The organism is Streptomyces sp. NPDC005496, from assembly GCF_042872045.1.
Taxonomy (GTDB): Bacteria; Actinomycetota; Actinomycetes; order Streptomycetales; family Streptomycetaceae; genus Streptomyces.
This window is the reverse complement of the sequence record NZ_JBIAJQ010000011.1, coordinates 191,270-206,243: the sequence shown is the minus strand read 5'-3', so window position 1 is coordinate 206,243 and position 14,974 is coordinate 191,270. Positions and strand designations below refer to the sequence as shown.

General features: G+C 72.9%; 13 protein-coding genes. 5 read left to right on the top strand and 8 right to left on the bottom strand.

Features of this window, described 5'->3' with window-relative positions; translation table 11 throughout:
* Window positions 1–144: 144 nt before the first annotated feature.
* Window positions 145–2,502, bottom strand: coding sequence for an excinuclease ABC subunit UvrA (locus tag ACFYQQ_RS30530; RefSeq protein WP_355793506.1), 2,358 nt, complete (start codon window positions 2,500–2,502; stop codon window positions 145–147).
* Between the two features lie 40 nt (window positions 2,503–2,542).
* Window positions 2,543–3,565 carry an MsnO8 family LLM class oxidoreductase gene (locus tag ACFYQQ_RS30525; RefSeq protein WP_388905894.1) on the bottom strand — a complete coding sequence of 341 codons (1,023 nt, stop codon included), beginning with the start codon at window positions 3,563–3,565 and terminating at the stop codon, window positions 2,543–2,545.
* A 224-nt stretch (window positions 3,566–3,789) separates the two neighbouring features.
* Here ACFYQQ_RS30525 and ACFYQQ_RS30520 point away from each other — a divergent pair, with 224 nt between their 5' ends.
* From ACFYQQ_RS30520 to ACFYQQ_RS30510, 3 genes are read left to right on the top strand one after another with little or no spacing between them, the layout of a single operon-like run.
* Window positions 3,790–4,800, top strand: coding sequence for a permease (locus tag ACFYQQ_RS30520; RefSeq protein ID WP_388905891.1), 1,011 nt, complete (start codon window positions 3,790–3,792; stop codon window positions 4,798–4,800).
* On the top strand, window positions 4,797–5,567 hold the full coding sequence (locus ACFYQQ_RS30515; RefSeq protein WP_356241614.1) for a TIGR03943 family putative permease subunit: 771 nt from the start codon (window positions 4,797–4,799) through the stop codon (window positions 5,565–5,567). The genes ACFYQQ_RS30520 and ACFYQQ_RS30515 overlap by 4 nt, the downstream gene beginning before the upstream one ends.
* Window positions 5,568–5,605: 38 nt before the next feature.
* Window positions 5,606–6,094, top strand: a complete 489-nt coding sequence (locus ACFYQQ_RS30510; RefSeq protein ID WP_355794173.1) for a hypothetical protein — start codon at window positions 5,606–5,608, stop codon at window positions 6,092–6,094.
* 48 nt (window positions 6,095–6,142) lie between these two features.
* Here the strand turns inward: ACFYQQ_RS30510 and ACFYQQ_RS30505 are convergent, their stop codons facing one another.
* Both ACFYQQ_RS30505 and ACFYQQ_RS30500 read right to left on the bottom strand, forming a co-directional pair.
* A complete protein-coding gene (locus ACFYQQ_RS30505; protein WP_121407380.1) occupies window positions 6,143–6,358 on the bottom strand; it encodes a dodecin in 216 nt (71 codons plus the stop codon).
* 39 nt (window positions 6,359–6,397) lie between these two features.
* Window positions 6,398–7,207 (bottom strand): GntR family transcriptional regulator, encoded by an 810-nt coding sequence (locus ACFYQQ_RS30500; RefSeq protein WP_355794175.1) that lies wholly within the window; start codon window positions 7,205–7,207, stop codon window positions 6,398–6,400.
* A gap of 216 nt (window positions 7,208–7,423) precedes the next feature.
* Here ACFYQQ_RS30500 and ACFYQQ_RS30495 point away from each other — a divergent pair, with 216 nt between their 5' ends.
* Window positions 7,424–8,839: a cellulose binding domain-containing protein gene (locus ACFYQQ_RS30495; RefSeq protein ID WP_356165324.1), complete on the top strand. Its 1,416-nt coding sequence runs from the start codon at window positions 7,424–7,426 to the stop codon at window positions 8,837–8,839.
* 174 nt (window positions 8,840–9,013) lie between these two features.
* Window positions 9,014–10,285 carry an extracellular solute-binding protein gene (locus ACFYQQ_RS30490; protein WP_388905885.1) on the top strand — a complete coding sequence of 424 codons (1,272 nt, stop codon included), beginning with the start codon at window positions 9,014–9,016 and terminating at the stop codon, window positions 10,283–10,285.
* Window positions 10,286–10,410: 125 nt separating this feature from the next.
* On the opposite strand, the gene egtD is transcribed toward ACFYQQ_RS30490, so the two are convergent.
* From egtD to egtA, 4 genes are read right to left on the bottom strand one after another with little or no spacing between them, the layout of a single operon-like run.
* Window positions 10,411–11,373 (bottom strand): L-histidine N(alpha)-methyltransferase, encoded by a 963-nt coding sequence (gene egtD / locus ACFYQQ_RS30485; protein ID WP_356165330.1) that lies wholly within the window; start codon window positions 11,371–11,373, stop codon window positions 10,411–10,413.
* Window positions 11,370–12,179 (bottom strand): ergothioneine biosynthesis protein EgtC, encoded by an 810-nt coding sequence (gene egtC, locus ACFYQQ_RS30480; RefSeq protein WP_356165333.1) that lies wholly within the window; start codon window positions 12,177–12,179, stop codon window positions 11,370–11,372. Before egtC ends, egtD begins: the two co-directional genes overlap by 4 nt.
* Window positions 12,179–13,501, bottom strand: coding sequence for an ergothioneine biosynthesis protein EgtB (gene egtB / locus ACFYQQ_RS30475; protein ID WP_356165336.1), 1,323 nt, complete (start codon window positions 13,499–13,501; stop codon window positions 12,179–12,181). The genes egtC and egtB overlap by 1 nt, the downstream gene beginning before the upstream one ends.
* Window positions 13,498–14,772, bottom strand: coding sequence for an ergothioneine biosynthesis glutamate--cysteine ligase EgtA (egtA, locus tag ACFYQQ_RS30470; RefSeq protein WP_356241603.1), 1,275 nt, complete (start codon window positions 14,770–14,772; stop codon window positions 13,498–13,500). The genes egtB and egtA overlap by 4 nt, the downstream gene beginning before the upstream one ends.
* Window positions 14,773–14,974 lie beyond the last annotated feature (202 nt).

The following is a 14,974-nucleotide window of genomic DNA, read 5'->3' as shown; positions in this document are numbered from 1 at the left end:
GTTCGGCGGGCGGTGCTCAAGCGTCCGGGGTCCTCAGCGCGGGGTCAGGCTCCGTGTTGCTCTGCCACACCCCGCGAGCCGAGCACCGCGCCGAGCACCTAGGACGCCCCGGCCTCGTCCGGGGTGGTCGGTGGGCGTGGGTTCTCAGTCGGGCGGGGTCGCGGGCGGCGTACGTGTGAGGTGGGCGGCGAGGTGGCGGGCCGTGCTGCTCTCCCGTACGGCCGCCACCTCGGCCGGAGGTCCCGCCGCGACGATCCGTCCGCCCGCGTCGCCCCCGCCCGGTCCGAGGTCGATCACCCAGTCCGCTCCGGCGACCACCGCCATGTCGTGCTCGACGACCACGACGGTGTGGCCCGCGTCGACCAGCTCGTGCAGCCGGCGCGTCAGGACCTCGACGTCCGCCGGGTGCAGTCCGGTCGTCGGCTCGTCGAGAAGGTAGAGCGTGGAGCCGCGCCGCACCCGCTGCAACTCACTGGCCAGCTTGATGCGCTGCGCCTCACCGCCGGACAGCTCCGTCGCGGGCTGGCCGAGCCGCACGTAGCCGAGCCCCACGTCGAGCAGGGCGGAGAGGCTGCGGGCGACGGCGGGAGTGTCCGCGAAGAACTCGGCGGCGCCCTCCACCGTCAGGTCTAGCACCTGGGCGATGTTCCGCCCGCGGTACGTCACTTCGAGCGTCTCGGGGTTGTAGCGGGCCCCGCCGCAGTCGGGGCACGGGGCGTACGTGCTCGGCAGGAAGAGCAGCTCGACGCTGACGAACCCCTCGCCCTGGCAGGTCTCGCAGCGTCCGCCCGCGACGTTGAAGGAGAAGCGCCCTACCCCGTACCGGCGCCGCTTCGCCTCGTCGGTCGCCGCGAACACCTTGCGCACGACGTCGAACAGACCGGTGTACGTCGCCAGGTTGGAGCGCGGCGTCCGCCCGATGGGCTTCTGGTCGACGCTCACGAGCCGCTCCACGCCCGGCAGTTCACCGGTCAGCTCACCGATCAGGGTGGACTTCCCGGACCCGGAGACGCCGGTGACCGCCGTGAAGACACCGAGCGGGAACTCGGCGGTCACCCCGCGCAGGTTGTGCCGGCTGACCGGCCCGACCTTCACCTGCCCGCGCCCGCGGCGTACCTCCCGCGCCGGCTCCGGGGAGCGGTGGAAGAGGTGGCGGGCCGTCGCCGAATCCGCCACGCCGGCCAGCCCGGCGACCGGCCCGCTGTGCAGGACGCGTCCGCCGCGCTCACCCGCGTGCGGGCCGACGTCGACCACCCAGTCCGCGCCGCGCACCACGTCGAGATGGTGTTCCACCACGAACACCGAGTTGCCCGCCGCCTTCAGCCGCTCCAGCACCGTGAGCAGGGCCTCGGTGTCCGCCGGGTGCAGCCCCGCGGACGGCTCGTCCAGGACGTAGACGACACCGAAGAGCCCGGAGCGCAACTGGGTGGCCAGGCGCAGCCGTTGGAGCTCGCCGGCGGACAGGGTGGGGGTCGCGCGGTCCAGGCTGAGATAGCCGAGACCCAGTTCGACGACCGGTGCGATCCGCGCCCTCAGGTCGTCCGTCAGGACCCGCGCCGCCTCCCCCCGCGGCTCCAGCGACGCGGCCAGCTCGGTCAGCGGCAGCGCGGCCAGCTCGGCGATCGTCCGGCCGCCGAACGTCACCGCCAGCGCCTCGGGACGCAGCCGCCGGCCGCCGCAGACCGGACAGGGCGCGCTCTCCAGGAACCGCTCCGCCCGGGCCCGCAGCGTCGCGCTCCTGGAGTCCGCGAACGTCTTCATGACATAGCGCCGGGCGCTCATGTACGTGCCCTGGTACGGGCGTTGGATGCGGTCGGCGTCGCGCACCGGATGCACGGTCACGACCGGCTGCTCGTCCGTGAACAGGATCCACTCCCGCTCCTCGGAGGGCAGTTCGCGCCAGGGCCGGTCCACGTCGTGGCCCAGCGCGTCGAGGACGTCGCGGAGGTTCTTGCCCTGCCAGGCCCCCGGCCAGGCGGCGATCGCGCCCTCGCGGATCGACAGCGAGGGGTCGGGGACCAGCGACTCCTCGGTCGTCCGGTGCACGCGGCCGAGACCGTGGCACTCCGGGCAGGCCCCGGCGGCAGTGTTCGGCGAGAAGGCGTCCGAGTCCAGCCGCTGTGCGCCGGCGGGGTAGTCCCCGGCGCGGGAGAACAGCATCCGCAGCGAGTTCGAGAGGTTGGTGACCGTGCCGACCGAGGACCGCGAACCGGGCGTCGAGCGCCGCTGCTGGAGCGACACCGCGGGCGGCAGCCCGGTGATCTCCCCGACCTTCGGCGCCCCGATCTGGTGGATCAGCCGGCGCGCGTACGGGGCGACCGACTCGAAGTAGCGCCGCTGCGCCTCCGCGTAGATCGTGCCGAAGGCGAGCGAGGACTTGCCCGATCCGGAGACCCCGGTGAACACCACCAGCGCGTCCCGCGGAATGTCGACGTCGACGCCCTGGAGGTTGTGCTCGCGGGCACCGCGCACGCGGACGTACGGGTCGTGGGGGCTGTGCATGGGCCGGGCTCCCGGGGGCGGGGGACAAAACCCCACGATTCTACGGGGTGCGCGCGAGGTCACCTCGGTGGGTGGCCGTCAGTCCGGCGACCCGGGCGAGGCGCCGGTAGGAGTCCAGCAGCGCGGCGCGGTCGTACGTACTGGTGGTGACGAGCACCTCCTGGGCGCCGGTCTCCTCGACCAGCGTCCGCAGGGCGTCGGCCACTTGGTCCTCGGTGCCGGCGATGTGGCCGGTCAGCCCGGACTCGTAGAACTCCCGCTCCCGGGCGGACATGACGAGTGCCTCCACCCGTTCGGCGGGCGGCAGCGGCGGGAACGTGCCGTGGGTGCGCGAGTACGCCATCGACCAGGCCTCGGGGACGAGGACACGGCGTGCCGCCTCCTCGGTGGCCGCGACCGCCACCGTGCCGGACACCACCACGTACGGCTCCCGCGCCCACGGGGAGGGACGGAACGTCTCCCGGTAGCGGTCGACGCCGCGCCGCATCCGGTCGCGGTTCCTGAGGTCGCCGATGACCATGGGCAGTCCGGCCCGCGCCGCGACGTCGGCGCCCTCGCCGAGGGCCAGGACGAAGGGCGGCACCCGCAGCCCCTCCGCCGGCCGCGCGTGGACACCGGTCGGGGACGTGCCCCGGAACCAGCCGAGGAGTTCGTCGAGCTGGGCGGCGAAGTCCTCGGCGTCCTCCTTGTCCCGGCCCAGCGCGCGGCGCACACCGTCCGTGAAGCCCACGGAGCGCCCGAGCCCCATGTCGATCCGGCCCGGGAAGAGGGACTCCAGCACGCCGAACTGCTCGGCCGCAACCAGCGGACGGTGGTTCGGCAGCATGACGCCGCCGGTGCCCACGCGGATGCGGCGGGTCGCCGCCGCGACCGCCGCGGCCAGCACCGTCGGCGCCGAACCGGCGATCCCGGGCACACCGTGATGCTCCGAGACCCAGACCCGGTGGTAGCCGAGCGTCTCCAGCTCCCGCGCCAGCGCCACGGTGTCCCGAAGCGCCTGCGCCCCGTCGTGCCCCTCCCGGGTGCGGGAACGGTCGAGTACGGAGAAACGTGTGGCTTCCACGCGGGATCCCTTCGCCCGAAGGCCGGTCCGCCGGTCCTGCCGGCGTCCTCGCCGGCCGGTTCCGTGCATTCGGCTGTGCCGCTGTCGATCTACCGGTACAACACCGCTGATGGCCCGCGACTTCCAGGACGGTGCGAACCCGGCTGAGCAGGTGCGCCCGAACCGGCGTACTGAAGGGGAGGGGCATCAGCCCACGCCCGTGCCACGCCGGAGGTACCTCACCCGTGACGACCATCAAGGAAGCCCCGCCGCGTGCCCGGCGGCAGGAGTCCGGCGATCCGCAGGGCTGGCAGTTCAGCTCGCCCCTCGTGCTCACCATGGTGCTGCTCGTGGTGGTCGCGTTCCAGGGGCCGGTCCGCCGGGCCCTGTCCGAGCCGGTGATGCAGAGCTGGACGACCGTGTTCGTCGCGGTGGTCGTGCAGGCGCTGCCCTTCCTCGTCCTCGGTGTCCTGCTGTCGGCGGCCATCGCCGTGTTCGTCCCGCCGTCGTTCTTCGCCCGGGCGCTGCCCGCGCGCCCCGCCCTCGCCGTCCCGGTGGCCGGGATGGCGGGAGCCGTCCTGCCCGGCTGCGAGTGCGCGTCCGTACCGGTGGCGGGCGCGCTCGTGCGCCGGGGGGTCACCCCCGCGGCCGCCCTGGCCTTCCTGCTGTCCGCGCCCGCGATCAACCCGATCGTCCTGACCGCGACCGCCGTCGCGTTCCCGCGCGAACCCCGGATGGTGCTGGCCCGCTTCGTGGCGAGTCTGCTGGTGGCCTGTCTGATGGGCTGGCTGTGGCAGCGGCTGGGGCGCGCCGACTGGCTGCGCCCGCCCGCCCATCCCTCGTTCGAGGGCCACGGCCGGGGAGCGGCGTTCTGGGGGTCCGTGCGGCACGACGTCATGCACGCCGGCGGGTTCCTCGTGGTGGGGGCGATGGCGGCGGCGACGCTCAAGGCCGTGGTGCCGGCGGACTGGCTGCGGACGGCGGCCGGCAACCCCGTGGTCGCGATCCTCGCCCTGGCGGTTCTCGCCGTGCTGCTGTCGATCTGCTCGGAGGCCGACGCGTTCGTGGTGGCGTCCCTGTCCCAGTTCTCGCTCACCGCCCGGCTGGCCTTCCTGGTCGTCGGGCCCATGATCGACCTGAAGCTGTTCGCCATGCAGACCGCCACCTTCGGGCGCGGCTTCGCCATGCGGTTCGCCCCGGCGACCTTCACCCTCGCCGTCCTCGTGTCGGCCCTCGTCGGGACGGTGATCCTGTGAACCGGCAGGCACAGGCGGCCGTGCTCTTCCTGACCGGCGCGGCGGTGCTGCACGCCTCCTTCACCGATCTGTACCTCCGGTACGTCAAGGCGGGGCTGCGTCCGCTGCTGATCGCGGCCGGAGTCGTCCTGATCGCCACCGCCGTCGCCACCGTCCGCTACGAACTGCGGCGGCCCGCGCCGAAGACCGGGGAGGGAGGGGGAGCCGCGGACGGTGGCGGCGAAGGCCCCGGGGAGGCGGACGGGCACGGGCACGCCCACCGGGAGCCGCGCGTCGCCTGGCTGCTGGTCCTGCCGCTGCTCGCGCTCATCCTGGTCGCCCCGCCCGCGCTGGGCTCCTACAGCGCCATGCACGCCGGTACGGCGCTGCAGCAGCCCTTCGGCTACCCCGGACTGCCCGCCGGCGACCCCCTGCGCCTCAGCCTCGTCGACTACGCGGGACGCGCCGCCTACGACCACGGGCGCTCGCTCGACGGACGGCGGGTCGAGATCACCGGGTTCGTGGCGCTCGGCCGCGACGGCACGCCCTACCTCGTCCGCATGGCGCTCAACTGCTGCGCCGCCGACGCGCAGCCCGTCAAGGTCGGTCTGTCCGGACGGGTCCCGCCCGTCCTCCAGCCCGACACCTGGCTGGTCGTCGTCGGCACCTACACCGGCCGGCGGACGACGGACCCGGTCAACGGCGGCCGGATCCCGTTCATCGACGTCGACCGCGCCAGGCCCGTCCCGGCCCCGCGCGACCCGTACGACGAGAGCTGGAACAGCTGACGACCCGCTCGGACCGCCGTGCTCCTAAGGTGGTCGGCGTGACGAGGAACAGCCGGCCCCTGGCCGTATTCGATCTCGACGGCACACTCGCCGACACCGCGCACCGCCAGCGGTTCCTGGAGCGCAAGCCCCGGGACTGGGACGCGTTCTTCGCGGCGGCGCCGCACGACCCGCCGCTGGCGGAGGGCGTGGCGCTGGCGCGCGGCAGCGCCGAGGAGTGCGAGGTGCTCTACCTCACCGGCCGCCCCGAGCGCTGCCGCCGCGACACGCTCGCCTGGCTCGCCGCGCAGGGGCTGCCCGAGGGGACGCTGCGGATGCGCCGGGACGACGACCGCAGGCCCGCCCGCCGCACCAAGCTGGAGATCCTGCGACGGCTGGCCCGCGACCGCGAGATCCGCGTCTTCGTGGACGACGACGAACTCGTCTGCGCGGACGCCGAGCGGGCCGGCTTCACCGTCGTACGGGCCCGGTGGGCGGCTACGTCCGCCGCGCTGGAGGAGGCGCAGGAACGGGAGGGCCGGACCTGACCGGGGCGACTCCTCCCGCGGGGGACCGCGGTACCGGGGCGCCGCGCGTCAGTCGCCGTCCTCCAGACGGAAGCCGACCTTGAGACCGACCTGGTAGTGCTCGATCTGCCCGTTCTCGATCTGGCCCCTGACCTGCGTGACCTCGAACCAGTCGAGGTTGCGCAGGGTCTGCGAGGCCCGGGCGATCCCGTTGCGGACGGCCTGGTCGACGCCCTCCGTCGAGGTGCCGACGATCTCGGTGACCCGATAGGTGTGGTTGGACATGCGGGTAGCTCCTCTCCGCCGTGGCCCCTGTGCCACGCGTCACTCCACGGTGCCCCAGAGCGCGGCCGTGCGCGAGATGTCGGGCACCCCGTGGGCGAAGTCGCCCGCGCTCTCCGCGCGGTCCGGCTCGGTGTCGGCGGCCGGCCGGGGCGGCGCCAGGGACAGCCGGGAGACGATGCGGTAGCGGTCGCCCCGGTAGAGGGAGTGGACGTACTCGACGGGACGCTCGTCGGTGTCCGTGGTCAGACGCTCGATGAGGAGCGCCGGGGACAGGACGGGAACGCCGAGGATCTTCGCCTCGGCCTCGCTGACGACGGTCGGCTCGATCGACTGGGTCGCCTCGTGGACCGAGATCCCGTGGTGGTCCCGCAGATGCTCGTAGAGGTCGCCCGCCTCCAGCTCGGCGGCGGTGAGCGTGGGCACCAGTTCCGCCGGGATGTGCAGATGCTCGATGGCCATGGGCACGCCGTCGACCAGTCGCTGGCGCGCGACGTAGAGCAGCTCCGCGGCGGGCGAGGTGCGCAGTTTCCGGCCGACCCGGGCGCCGGCGCGGATCCTCGTCAGTTCCAGGATGCGGCTGGACCAGGTGCCCGCGGCGAGCGGTACGCGGGCCGGCCGGTGCCCGGCGACGATCTCCTGCGTGATCTTCTCCGGTGCCACGAACATGCCCCGGCCGTGCTCGCGCACCAGCAGCCCCGTGGCGACGAGTTCGTCCACAGCGGCGCGCAACGTGGGCCGTGAGACGCCGAGTTGGGAGCAGAGGGTGCGCTCGGAGGGGATCGCGGCTCCGGGGCCGCGCTCCTCGACCAGGCCGAGCAGGAAATCGCGTACCCGCTCCCGCTTCAGCATTCCGTCCATGCGCTCGACCCTCCGTTGCTGGGCACAGCTGGTCAGGCCGATCGTAACCAGTCGCTTGACCACTTGACGAGGAGGAGCCGTCAACTCCCTTTGCTGTGACGGGCCTTGACGCGTGCATTGGTCTATGCCACCTTCAACCACGCGTCAGTGGTCAGCTGACCAATTGGTAAGGCCGCGGCTTCCGGAACTCCGAAAGGAGATTCATCCATGAACCGACAAGGCACCAGACTTCGCATCGCCGTCGGCGTCGCAGCGGCGGGACTGGCATTCGCCGGGCTGACCGCGCTGCCCGCGAACGCGGCCGGCGACGGACTGAGCGTCCAGTACCGCACCAGCGCGACCGGCGCGAACGCCGACCAGAGCGAACCCTGGCTCAAGGTGACCAACACCTCGGGCACGTCCGTGCCGCTCAGTGAGGTGCGGCTCCGGTACTACTTCAAGGCCGACAGCCCGAGCACGACCTACCGTTTCGCCTGCTCCTGGGCCGTGAAGGGCTGTTCCAACATCACCGGCACCTTCGGCACGCTCGCCTCACCCACGGCGACCGCCGACCGCTACCTGGAGATCGGCTTCACCTCCGGCGCCGGCTCGCTGGCCCCCGGAGCCGACACCGGGGACATGCAGCTCCGCTTCTACCGTGCCGACTGGCAGACGCTCAAGCAGAGCGACGACTACTCGTTCGGCGCCGCCCAGACCTCCTACGCCGGCTGGGGCAAGGTCACGGCGACCCGCGCCGGCGCGCTCGTCTGGGGGACCGCGCCCGCGGGCAACGAGCCCGGTCCCGGGCCCACCGACCCCACGGACCCGCCGCCGAACGGGGCCGCGCTCTTCGACGACTTCAACTACAGCGGCCACACCGACCCGAAGATCTCGGAGCACGGCTGGAACGTGCGCTCCAACTCCGGCGGCCCCGGCGTGCCCGGAGCCACCTGGGCCCCCGAGAACGTCACCTTCGTGAACGCGAACGGCAACTCCGTGATGAACCTGGAGACGTCGACCGCGGGCACCGGGGCGTCGACGAAGCAGACCGAAGTGCTCACCAAGGCGCTGAAGTTCAAGAACGGGACGTACGCGGCGCGCGTCAAGTTCTCCGACGCGCCCCGGTCCGGACCGGACGGCGACCGCCTCGTCCAGACGTTCTTCACCATCAACGACCTGACCGCCCCGATGGCCGACGACTACGCGGAGTACGACTTCGAGTACCTCCCCAACGGCGGCTGGGGCGAGCCGTCGAACATCCTGTACACGACGTCCTGGGAGACCTACCGGCCCGATCCCTGGGAGGCGGTCAACCAGCACAGTGAGGCACGGCAGAGCTACGCCGGCTGGCACGACCTGGTGGTGACCATCGACGGCAGCAGCATCACGTACTACGTCGACGGGCAGGTCTTCGGGACGCACGGGGCCGCCTACCTGCCCGAACGGCCCATGTCGATCAACTTCAACCAGTGGCTGATCGACCTGGCGGGCCAGACGAGCACCACCCCGCGCGCCTACGACGAGCAGGTGGACTACGTCCTGCACGTCAAGGACCAGGTCCTCACTCCGGCGCAGGTGGCGGCCAAGGTGGCCGCGTTCCGCAGTGCCGGGACGACCTTCCAGGACACCGTGCCGGGAAGCTGAACGGGCGGCGGCGCCGGTCCGAGGGGGACCGGTGCCGCCACCTCGCGTGGCCGGTTCCGCCCTTGACGGTTCGATTGGTCCATACCAAAATCCAGCACACCCGTGCGAGCGCACCCGCTCGTCCCCCCATGTCGGGCTCCCTTCCCCTGTCCGCAAGACAGAACAGGACCCCTCGTGAGACGTCGAACCGCTGTCGCACTCCTCGCCTCCACCCTGGCCTCCGCGTCCCTGCTGACCGCCTGCGGCGCCCTGCCCGAGTCAGGCCCGGACCGGCGGACCGTCACGGTGTGGCTGATGAAGGACAGCGCCTCCAAGGACTTCATCGACCGGTTCACCGACGAGTTCGAGCGGACCCACGGCGACCTCGAGCTCGACGTCCGCATCCAGCAGTGGACCGGGATCGGCGACAAGGTGCAGGCCGCGCTGAAGGGGCCGGCCGACGACGCCCCCGACGTGATCGAGGTCGGCAACACCCAGGTCGCCCAGTACGTCGCGGGGGACGGGCTGCTCGACCTGACACTGGAGTCGATGCGCGACTGGGGCAGGGACGACTGGCTGCCCGGCCTCGCCGAACCGGGCAAGTACGTCTTCCGGCAGTACGGCATCCCGTGGTACGCGGCCAACCGCGTGGTGATCTACCGCAAGGACCTCTTCGCGCGGGCCGGGATCAAGAAGCCCCCGAGGACGCGCGAACAGTGGCTCGCGGACACGCGCAAGCTCGACTCCGGCGGCACCCAGGGCATCTACCTCGCCGGACAGGACTGGTACACCCTCGCCGGGTTCATCTGGGAGGAGGGCGGCGAGCTGGCGACCGAGTCCGACGGGACCTGGGAGGGAGCCCTGAACACGCCGGCCGCGCTGCGCGGGATGGACTTCTACCGGCGCCTCCAGTCTCTCGGTGAGGGCCCGGTCGACGCCGACGAGGAACACCCGCCGCAGGCAGGGGTGTTCGCCAAGGGGCAGGTCGCGCAGATCGTCGCGGTGCCCGGCCTCGCCCGGGCCGTCGTGCAGGCGAACCCCGAACTCGAGGACGAACTCGGGTACTTCCCGGTGCCGGGGAGGACGGCGGCCCGGCCCGGTGCCGTCTTCACCGGCGGCTCCGACCTGGTGGTGCCGAAGAACACCGACGACCGGCGCGGGGCGATCGCCGTCATCGCCGCGCTGGCCGGCGCCAAGTGGCAGAAGGAACTGGCCCGGACGATGGACTACGTGCCCAACAAGACCACGCTCGCCGGTGTGGTCGCGGACAAGGAGGGGGTCGCGGCCATGGCGGCGGGCGCCGCGCAGGGCCGGGCGACCCCCTCCTCGCCCGAGTGGGCGGCCGTGGAGGCGGACAACCCGATCAAGGACTACATGACCAAGGTCCTCATCGGCTCCGACCCCGCCGCCGAGGCCGCCCGCGCCTCACGCCGGATCACCGAGACGCTGGCGGTCGCCGAGGAGTGACGTGCGGGGGGTCCGTGCCTCCGCGGAGACACGGACCCCCGGCGAACCGCACCGCACGCGCGGCCCGTTCGGGCACACGGGTGGCCGGCGCCACACAGGACGGCACACGCCCCACCGGCACACGCCTACCGGGCCACGCTCAGCGAGAGCGCGAAGCGTCCCTCCTCGTCCGTCCACCAGTGCGCCAACTCCAGGCCCGCGGCGGCGAGATCGTCACGTACCCGCTCCTTCCGGAACTTCGCGGAGATCTCGGTGCGCAGCTCCTCCCCGTCCTCGAAGTCGACGGCGAGTTCCAGCGCCGGGATCTTCACGGTCTGCGCCGTGCGCGAGCGCAGCCGCATCTCGATCCACTCGTTCGCGGCGTCCCAGAGCGCGACGTGCTCGAAGCCGTCGAGGTCGAAGTCCGCGCCGAGTTCGCGGTTGACGACGGACAGCACGTTCTTGTTGAACGCGGCCGTCACCCCCGCCGCGTCGTCGTACGCGGCGACCAGCACCGCCGGGTCCTTCACCAGGTCCGTGCCCAGCAGCAGGGTGTCGCCGGGTGCCAGCAGGGAGCGTACGGACGCCAGGAACGCCGCGCGCTCGTCCGGCAGCAGATTGCCGATCGTGCCGCCGAGGAACGCGACGAGCCGCGGGCCCGGGGTGTCCGGCAGGGTGAGACCCGCGGTGAAGTCGGCGATCAGCGCGTGCACGCCGAGGTCCGGGCGCTCGGCGGCCAGCGCCCGCCCGGCCAGGCTCAGGGCGCTCTCGCTCACGTCGACCGGCACGTACGTGTGCAGCCCCGGCAGGGCGTCGAGCAGGTGCCGGGTCTTCTCGCTGGAGCCCGAGCCCAGCTCGACGACGGTACGGGCGCCGGTCGCCGCGGCGATCTCGCCGGCCCGGGCGCTGAGGATCTCGCGCTCGGCCCTGGTCGGGTAGTACTCCGGCAGTTCGGTGATCTTCTCGAAGAGCTCGCTGCCGTGCGCGTCGTAGAACCACTTCGGCGGCAGCGTTTTGGGGGTGCGGGTGAGGCCGTGCAGGACGTCGGCGCGCAGCGCCGCCTCCGTGGCGTCCTCGGGCAGGGTGCGGGTGAGAAGGAACGGGCTCACGTGCGGGGCTCCTCGGGTGGGGCGGATGCCAGGTGTCCTTGCGGCGCGCTCTGTTCCAGCGGGTCCTTGAGGGGGGTGAGCAGGACGTCGGTGCGGCTCGCCGCGAGCAGCGTGCGGTCCGGCACCTCCTGCCAGTGCGGATCGTCGTCGTAGGGTTCGGAGGCCACGACGGTGCTGCGGCCCGGTTCGGCGAGGTACCACAGGGTGTCGCCCCAGGCGGTGGCGGTGATCGTCTCGCCGTTGGTGAGCAGCAGGTTGAGCCGCGATCCGGGGGCCGCCGCGGCGACCTCCAGGACCGTGTCGGAGAGCGCCTGGCTCTCGTCGTCGCCGCCCCGCAGCCGTTCGAGGACGAGCGCCCACACGAGCGCCGAGTCGCAGCGGGCCTCCATCGACAGCAGGGCGGCGGGCGGCAGCGTCGTCGCGAGCGGGGCCAGCGAGCCGGGCCACCCCGCGACGGCGCCGTTGTGGCTGAACAGCCAGCGGCCCGCGGCGAACGGGGCCGCCGCGGCCTCCCCGTCTGCGCCGCCCACCGTCGCGTCCCGGACCGCCGCGAGCAGCGCGCCCGAGCGCACCACCCGGGCCAGGTCCGCGAAGGACTGGTCGCCCCAGATGGGGCCGGGCCGGCGGTAGCGGGCGGGAACGGCGTCCCCGTGCGCGTACCAGCCGACGCCGAACCCGTCGGCGTTGACCGTGCCGTAGCGCTGTCGGCGGGGGGCCCACGACTGCCGGTACAGGGCGTGCGGCGGTGCCACGAGAAGGGCGCCGAGCGGCTCCTCGGGCCCCAGGTACGCCACATGACGGCACATCAGGCGGCTCCGTCGCGGGCGGTGCGGAACCCGGAGAAGATCTGCCGCCGGACCGGGTAGTCCCAGTTGCGGAAGGTGCCGCGGCAGGCCACCTGGTCCACGGCGAACGAGCCGCCGCGCAGCACCTTGTGCTCCGGCCCGAAGAACACCTCCGAGTACTCCTTGTACGGGAACGCGGTGAAGCCCGGGTACGCCGTGAAGTCGCTCGCGGTCCACTCCCACACGTCGCCGATCAACTGCCGTACGCCGAGCGGGGACTCGCCCGCCGGGTAGCTGCCGGCCGGCGCCGGGCGCAGGTGGCGCTGGCCCAGGTTGGCGTGGTCCGGGGTCGGGTCCTCGTCCCCCCACGGGTAGCGCCGGGAGCGGCCGGAGACCGGGTCGTGGCGGGCGGCCTTCTCCCACTCGGCCTCGGTGGGCAGCCGGCGCCCCGCCCAGCGGGCGTACGCGTCGGCCTCGTACCAGCTCACGTGCAGCACGGGCTCGTCGGGCGGTACGACCTCGGTGACGCCGAAGCGCCTGCGCAGCCACTGCCCGCCGTCGCGGCGCCAGTACAGCGGCGCCTCGATGGAGTGCGCGCGGATGTGGTCCCAGCCCTCGGCCGTCCACCAGCGGGCGTCACCGTAGCCGCCGTCCTCGATGAAGGCCTGGTAGGCGGCGTTGGTGACCGGCGTGGTGTCGATGTGGAACGCCGGTATGTCGCGCTCGTGCGCCGGGCGTTCGTTGTCGAGCGACCAGGGCTCGGCCGAGGTGCCCATGGTGAACGGGCCGCCCGGAACCAGGACTTCGGCGGGTCCCGTGAACGGCGGTCCGGCCACCGGGTCCGGCGCGGTGAGCGCGGCGGGCCCCCGGCGCAGCTGATGGGTGATCAGCATGGTCTCGTCGTGCTGCTGTTCGTGCTGCGCGATCATGCCGAAGGCGAAACCTGCCTCGGTCAGCCGCGTGCCCCGGAACGTGCTGCTCTCCAGCACGTCCAGCGCCCGCCCCCGCACGTCGGCGGCGTAGCGGCGGGCCTCCTCGGGGGGCAGCAGCGGGAGGGAGGGCCGCTCGGCGCGCGGGTGCTCGAAGGCGTCGTACAGGCCGTCGATCTCCGGGCGCATCGGCTCCCGTCCGGCGACGGCGCGCAGCAGCCACAGCTCTTCCTGGTTGCCGATGTGGGCGAGGTCCCACACCAGTGGCGACATCAACGGCGAGTGCTGCGCGGTGAGTTCGGGCTCCTCCACACAGGAGGTCAGGAGCGCGGTGCGGTCGCGGGCCGTCACCAGCGCCTCCAGGGCGCGCTCCCTGAGCGACTCCGGGTCCGTGAGGGATTCGGGGGCGGTCATGTGCGGATGTCCTTCCCGTGGAACTGGTCGAGCAGATCGTCGGCGGGACAGCGCCCCCGGGCCACGTAGCGGTCGGTGAACCGGGCCACCGCCTCCCGCACCGCGGGGGACGCGCCGATACGCGGCAGCGCCTCGGCGGCGGCCGCGAAACAGACGGCGGCGGCCTCCCGCAGCTCGGGGTCGCCGAGGCCGCCGCGCGCGGCCTCGGTCCACAGCGGATTGCACGGGGCGGCCTGCGAGCCCGCCCGTTCGGCCAGGGGTTTCACCGTCCGGTAGGCAGTCTCGGCGGCCTCCGCGTCGTCGAACAGGGCGGTGGTGACGGCGAGCGGCACCATCCACCCGTCGTCGCCCGGCTGGGCGTCGATCATGCGCAGTTCGAGATGCCCGCGCGGGCGCACCGGCGGGAACAGGGTGGTCAGGTGGTAGTCCAGGTCGGTCCGGTCCGGCGGGGAGCCGGACCGCGTCCAGGCCCGGAAGGTGAGCCCCTCGGGCGTGGACCAGGGGCCGTCCGGGTTCCGTACGCACATCACCGGCGCGTCCAGGACGTGCCGGGCCCAGGTGGCCCGCGGATCACCCGCGAGCGAGGGTGCGCCGGAGCGCCCGGGGTCCATCGCCGCCCACAGCGACTGGCGCGTGGAGCGCCAGCCGGTCGGCCGCCCGGCGGCCATCGGCGAGTTGGCGAACGCCGCCACCAGGACGGCGCCCAGCTGGTGCGCGAGCCACCAGCGCCGCCCGTGCCCGAGCGGCCCCGGCTCCTCGTACCCGGCGTCCAGGCACACCTGGACGGAGGCGGAGGAGCACATCATGGCGCGGCCCTCGGGACCCGTGCGGTCGAGGCAGCGCTCCATGGCGTCGTAGCGCGGTTCCCGAAGGAAGCGGCTCGGGGGTTTCCAGGGGTCCTGGCCGTATCCGCTGAGGCCGAGGCCTCTCTCGCGCAAGGCCCCACGTACGGCGGCGAGGTCGGCGGACACGGTCTCGACGCACTCCATCAGGGAGGCGGCGGGAAGGGAGCTGAGCTCCAGCTGACCGCCCGGTTCGACGGTGAGCGCCGAACGCAGGGGCAGGGCCCGCACTGCGGTGTATGCCGCTTCGAGTCGTGCGGGTGTTACGGGGAGCCGCGGTTCACGCAGCTCGTGGACGAGCCATTCCACTTCGACGCCGAGGAGTCGGGGCGGTCCGGTCTTGAAGCAGATGCCTCGGACCAGCGCCTCCACCTCGGCTTCGGTGACCAGGGAGCGGTGCTCCGTACAGTCACTCACCGAATCGGACATGTCGGGATCCTCCTGAGATTCCATCATGCCGCCGGTCCGGCTTCTGATGGGCCGGACCGGCATCGCTCGTACCACCCAAGACCACGAAAGCCGGTTCGCACAAGAGTGCAGATCGTCGCTTTCGGGGTCAGGGGAACAGTGTTCGAGCGCCCGGAAAACTCTGTTGCGTCGCATGACCAGCATCGCTCACGATGCGTTCATG

What these genes read in the sequence shown, in the direction of transcription:
- egtC (WP_356165333.1), bottom strand. Translation starts at nt 12,179, where the DNA reads ATGTGCCGTCATGTGGCGTACCTGGGGCCCGAGGAGCCGCTCGGCGCC.
- ACFYQQ_RS30500 (WP_355794175.1), bottom strand. Translation starts at nt 7,207, where the DNA reads ATGCTGAAGCGGGAGCGGGTACGCGATTTCCTGCTCGGCCTGGTCGAG.
- ACFYQQ_RS30495 (WP_356165324.1), top strand. Translation starts at nt 7,424, where the DNA reads ATGAACCGACAAGGCACCAGACTTCGCATCGCCGTCGGCGTCGCAGCG.
- egtB (WP_356165336.1), bottom strand. Translation starts at nt 13,501, where the DNA reads ATGACCGCCCCCGAATCCCTCACGGACCCGGAGTCGCTCAGGGAGCGC.
- ACFYQQ_RS30530 (WP_355793506.1), bottom strand. Translation starts at nt 2,502, where the DNA reads ATGCACAGCCCCCACGACCCGTACGTCCGCGTGCGCGGTGCCCGCGAG.
- ACFYQQ_RS30505 (WP_121407380.1), bottom strand. Translation starts at nt 6,358, where the DNA reads ATGTCCAACCACACCTATCGGGTCACCGAGATCGTCGGCACCTCGACG.
- egtA (WP_356241603.1), bottom strand. Translation starts at nt 14,772, where the DNA reads ATGTCCGATTCGGTGAGTGACTGTACGGAGCACCGCTCCCTGGTCACC.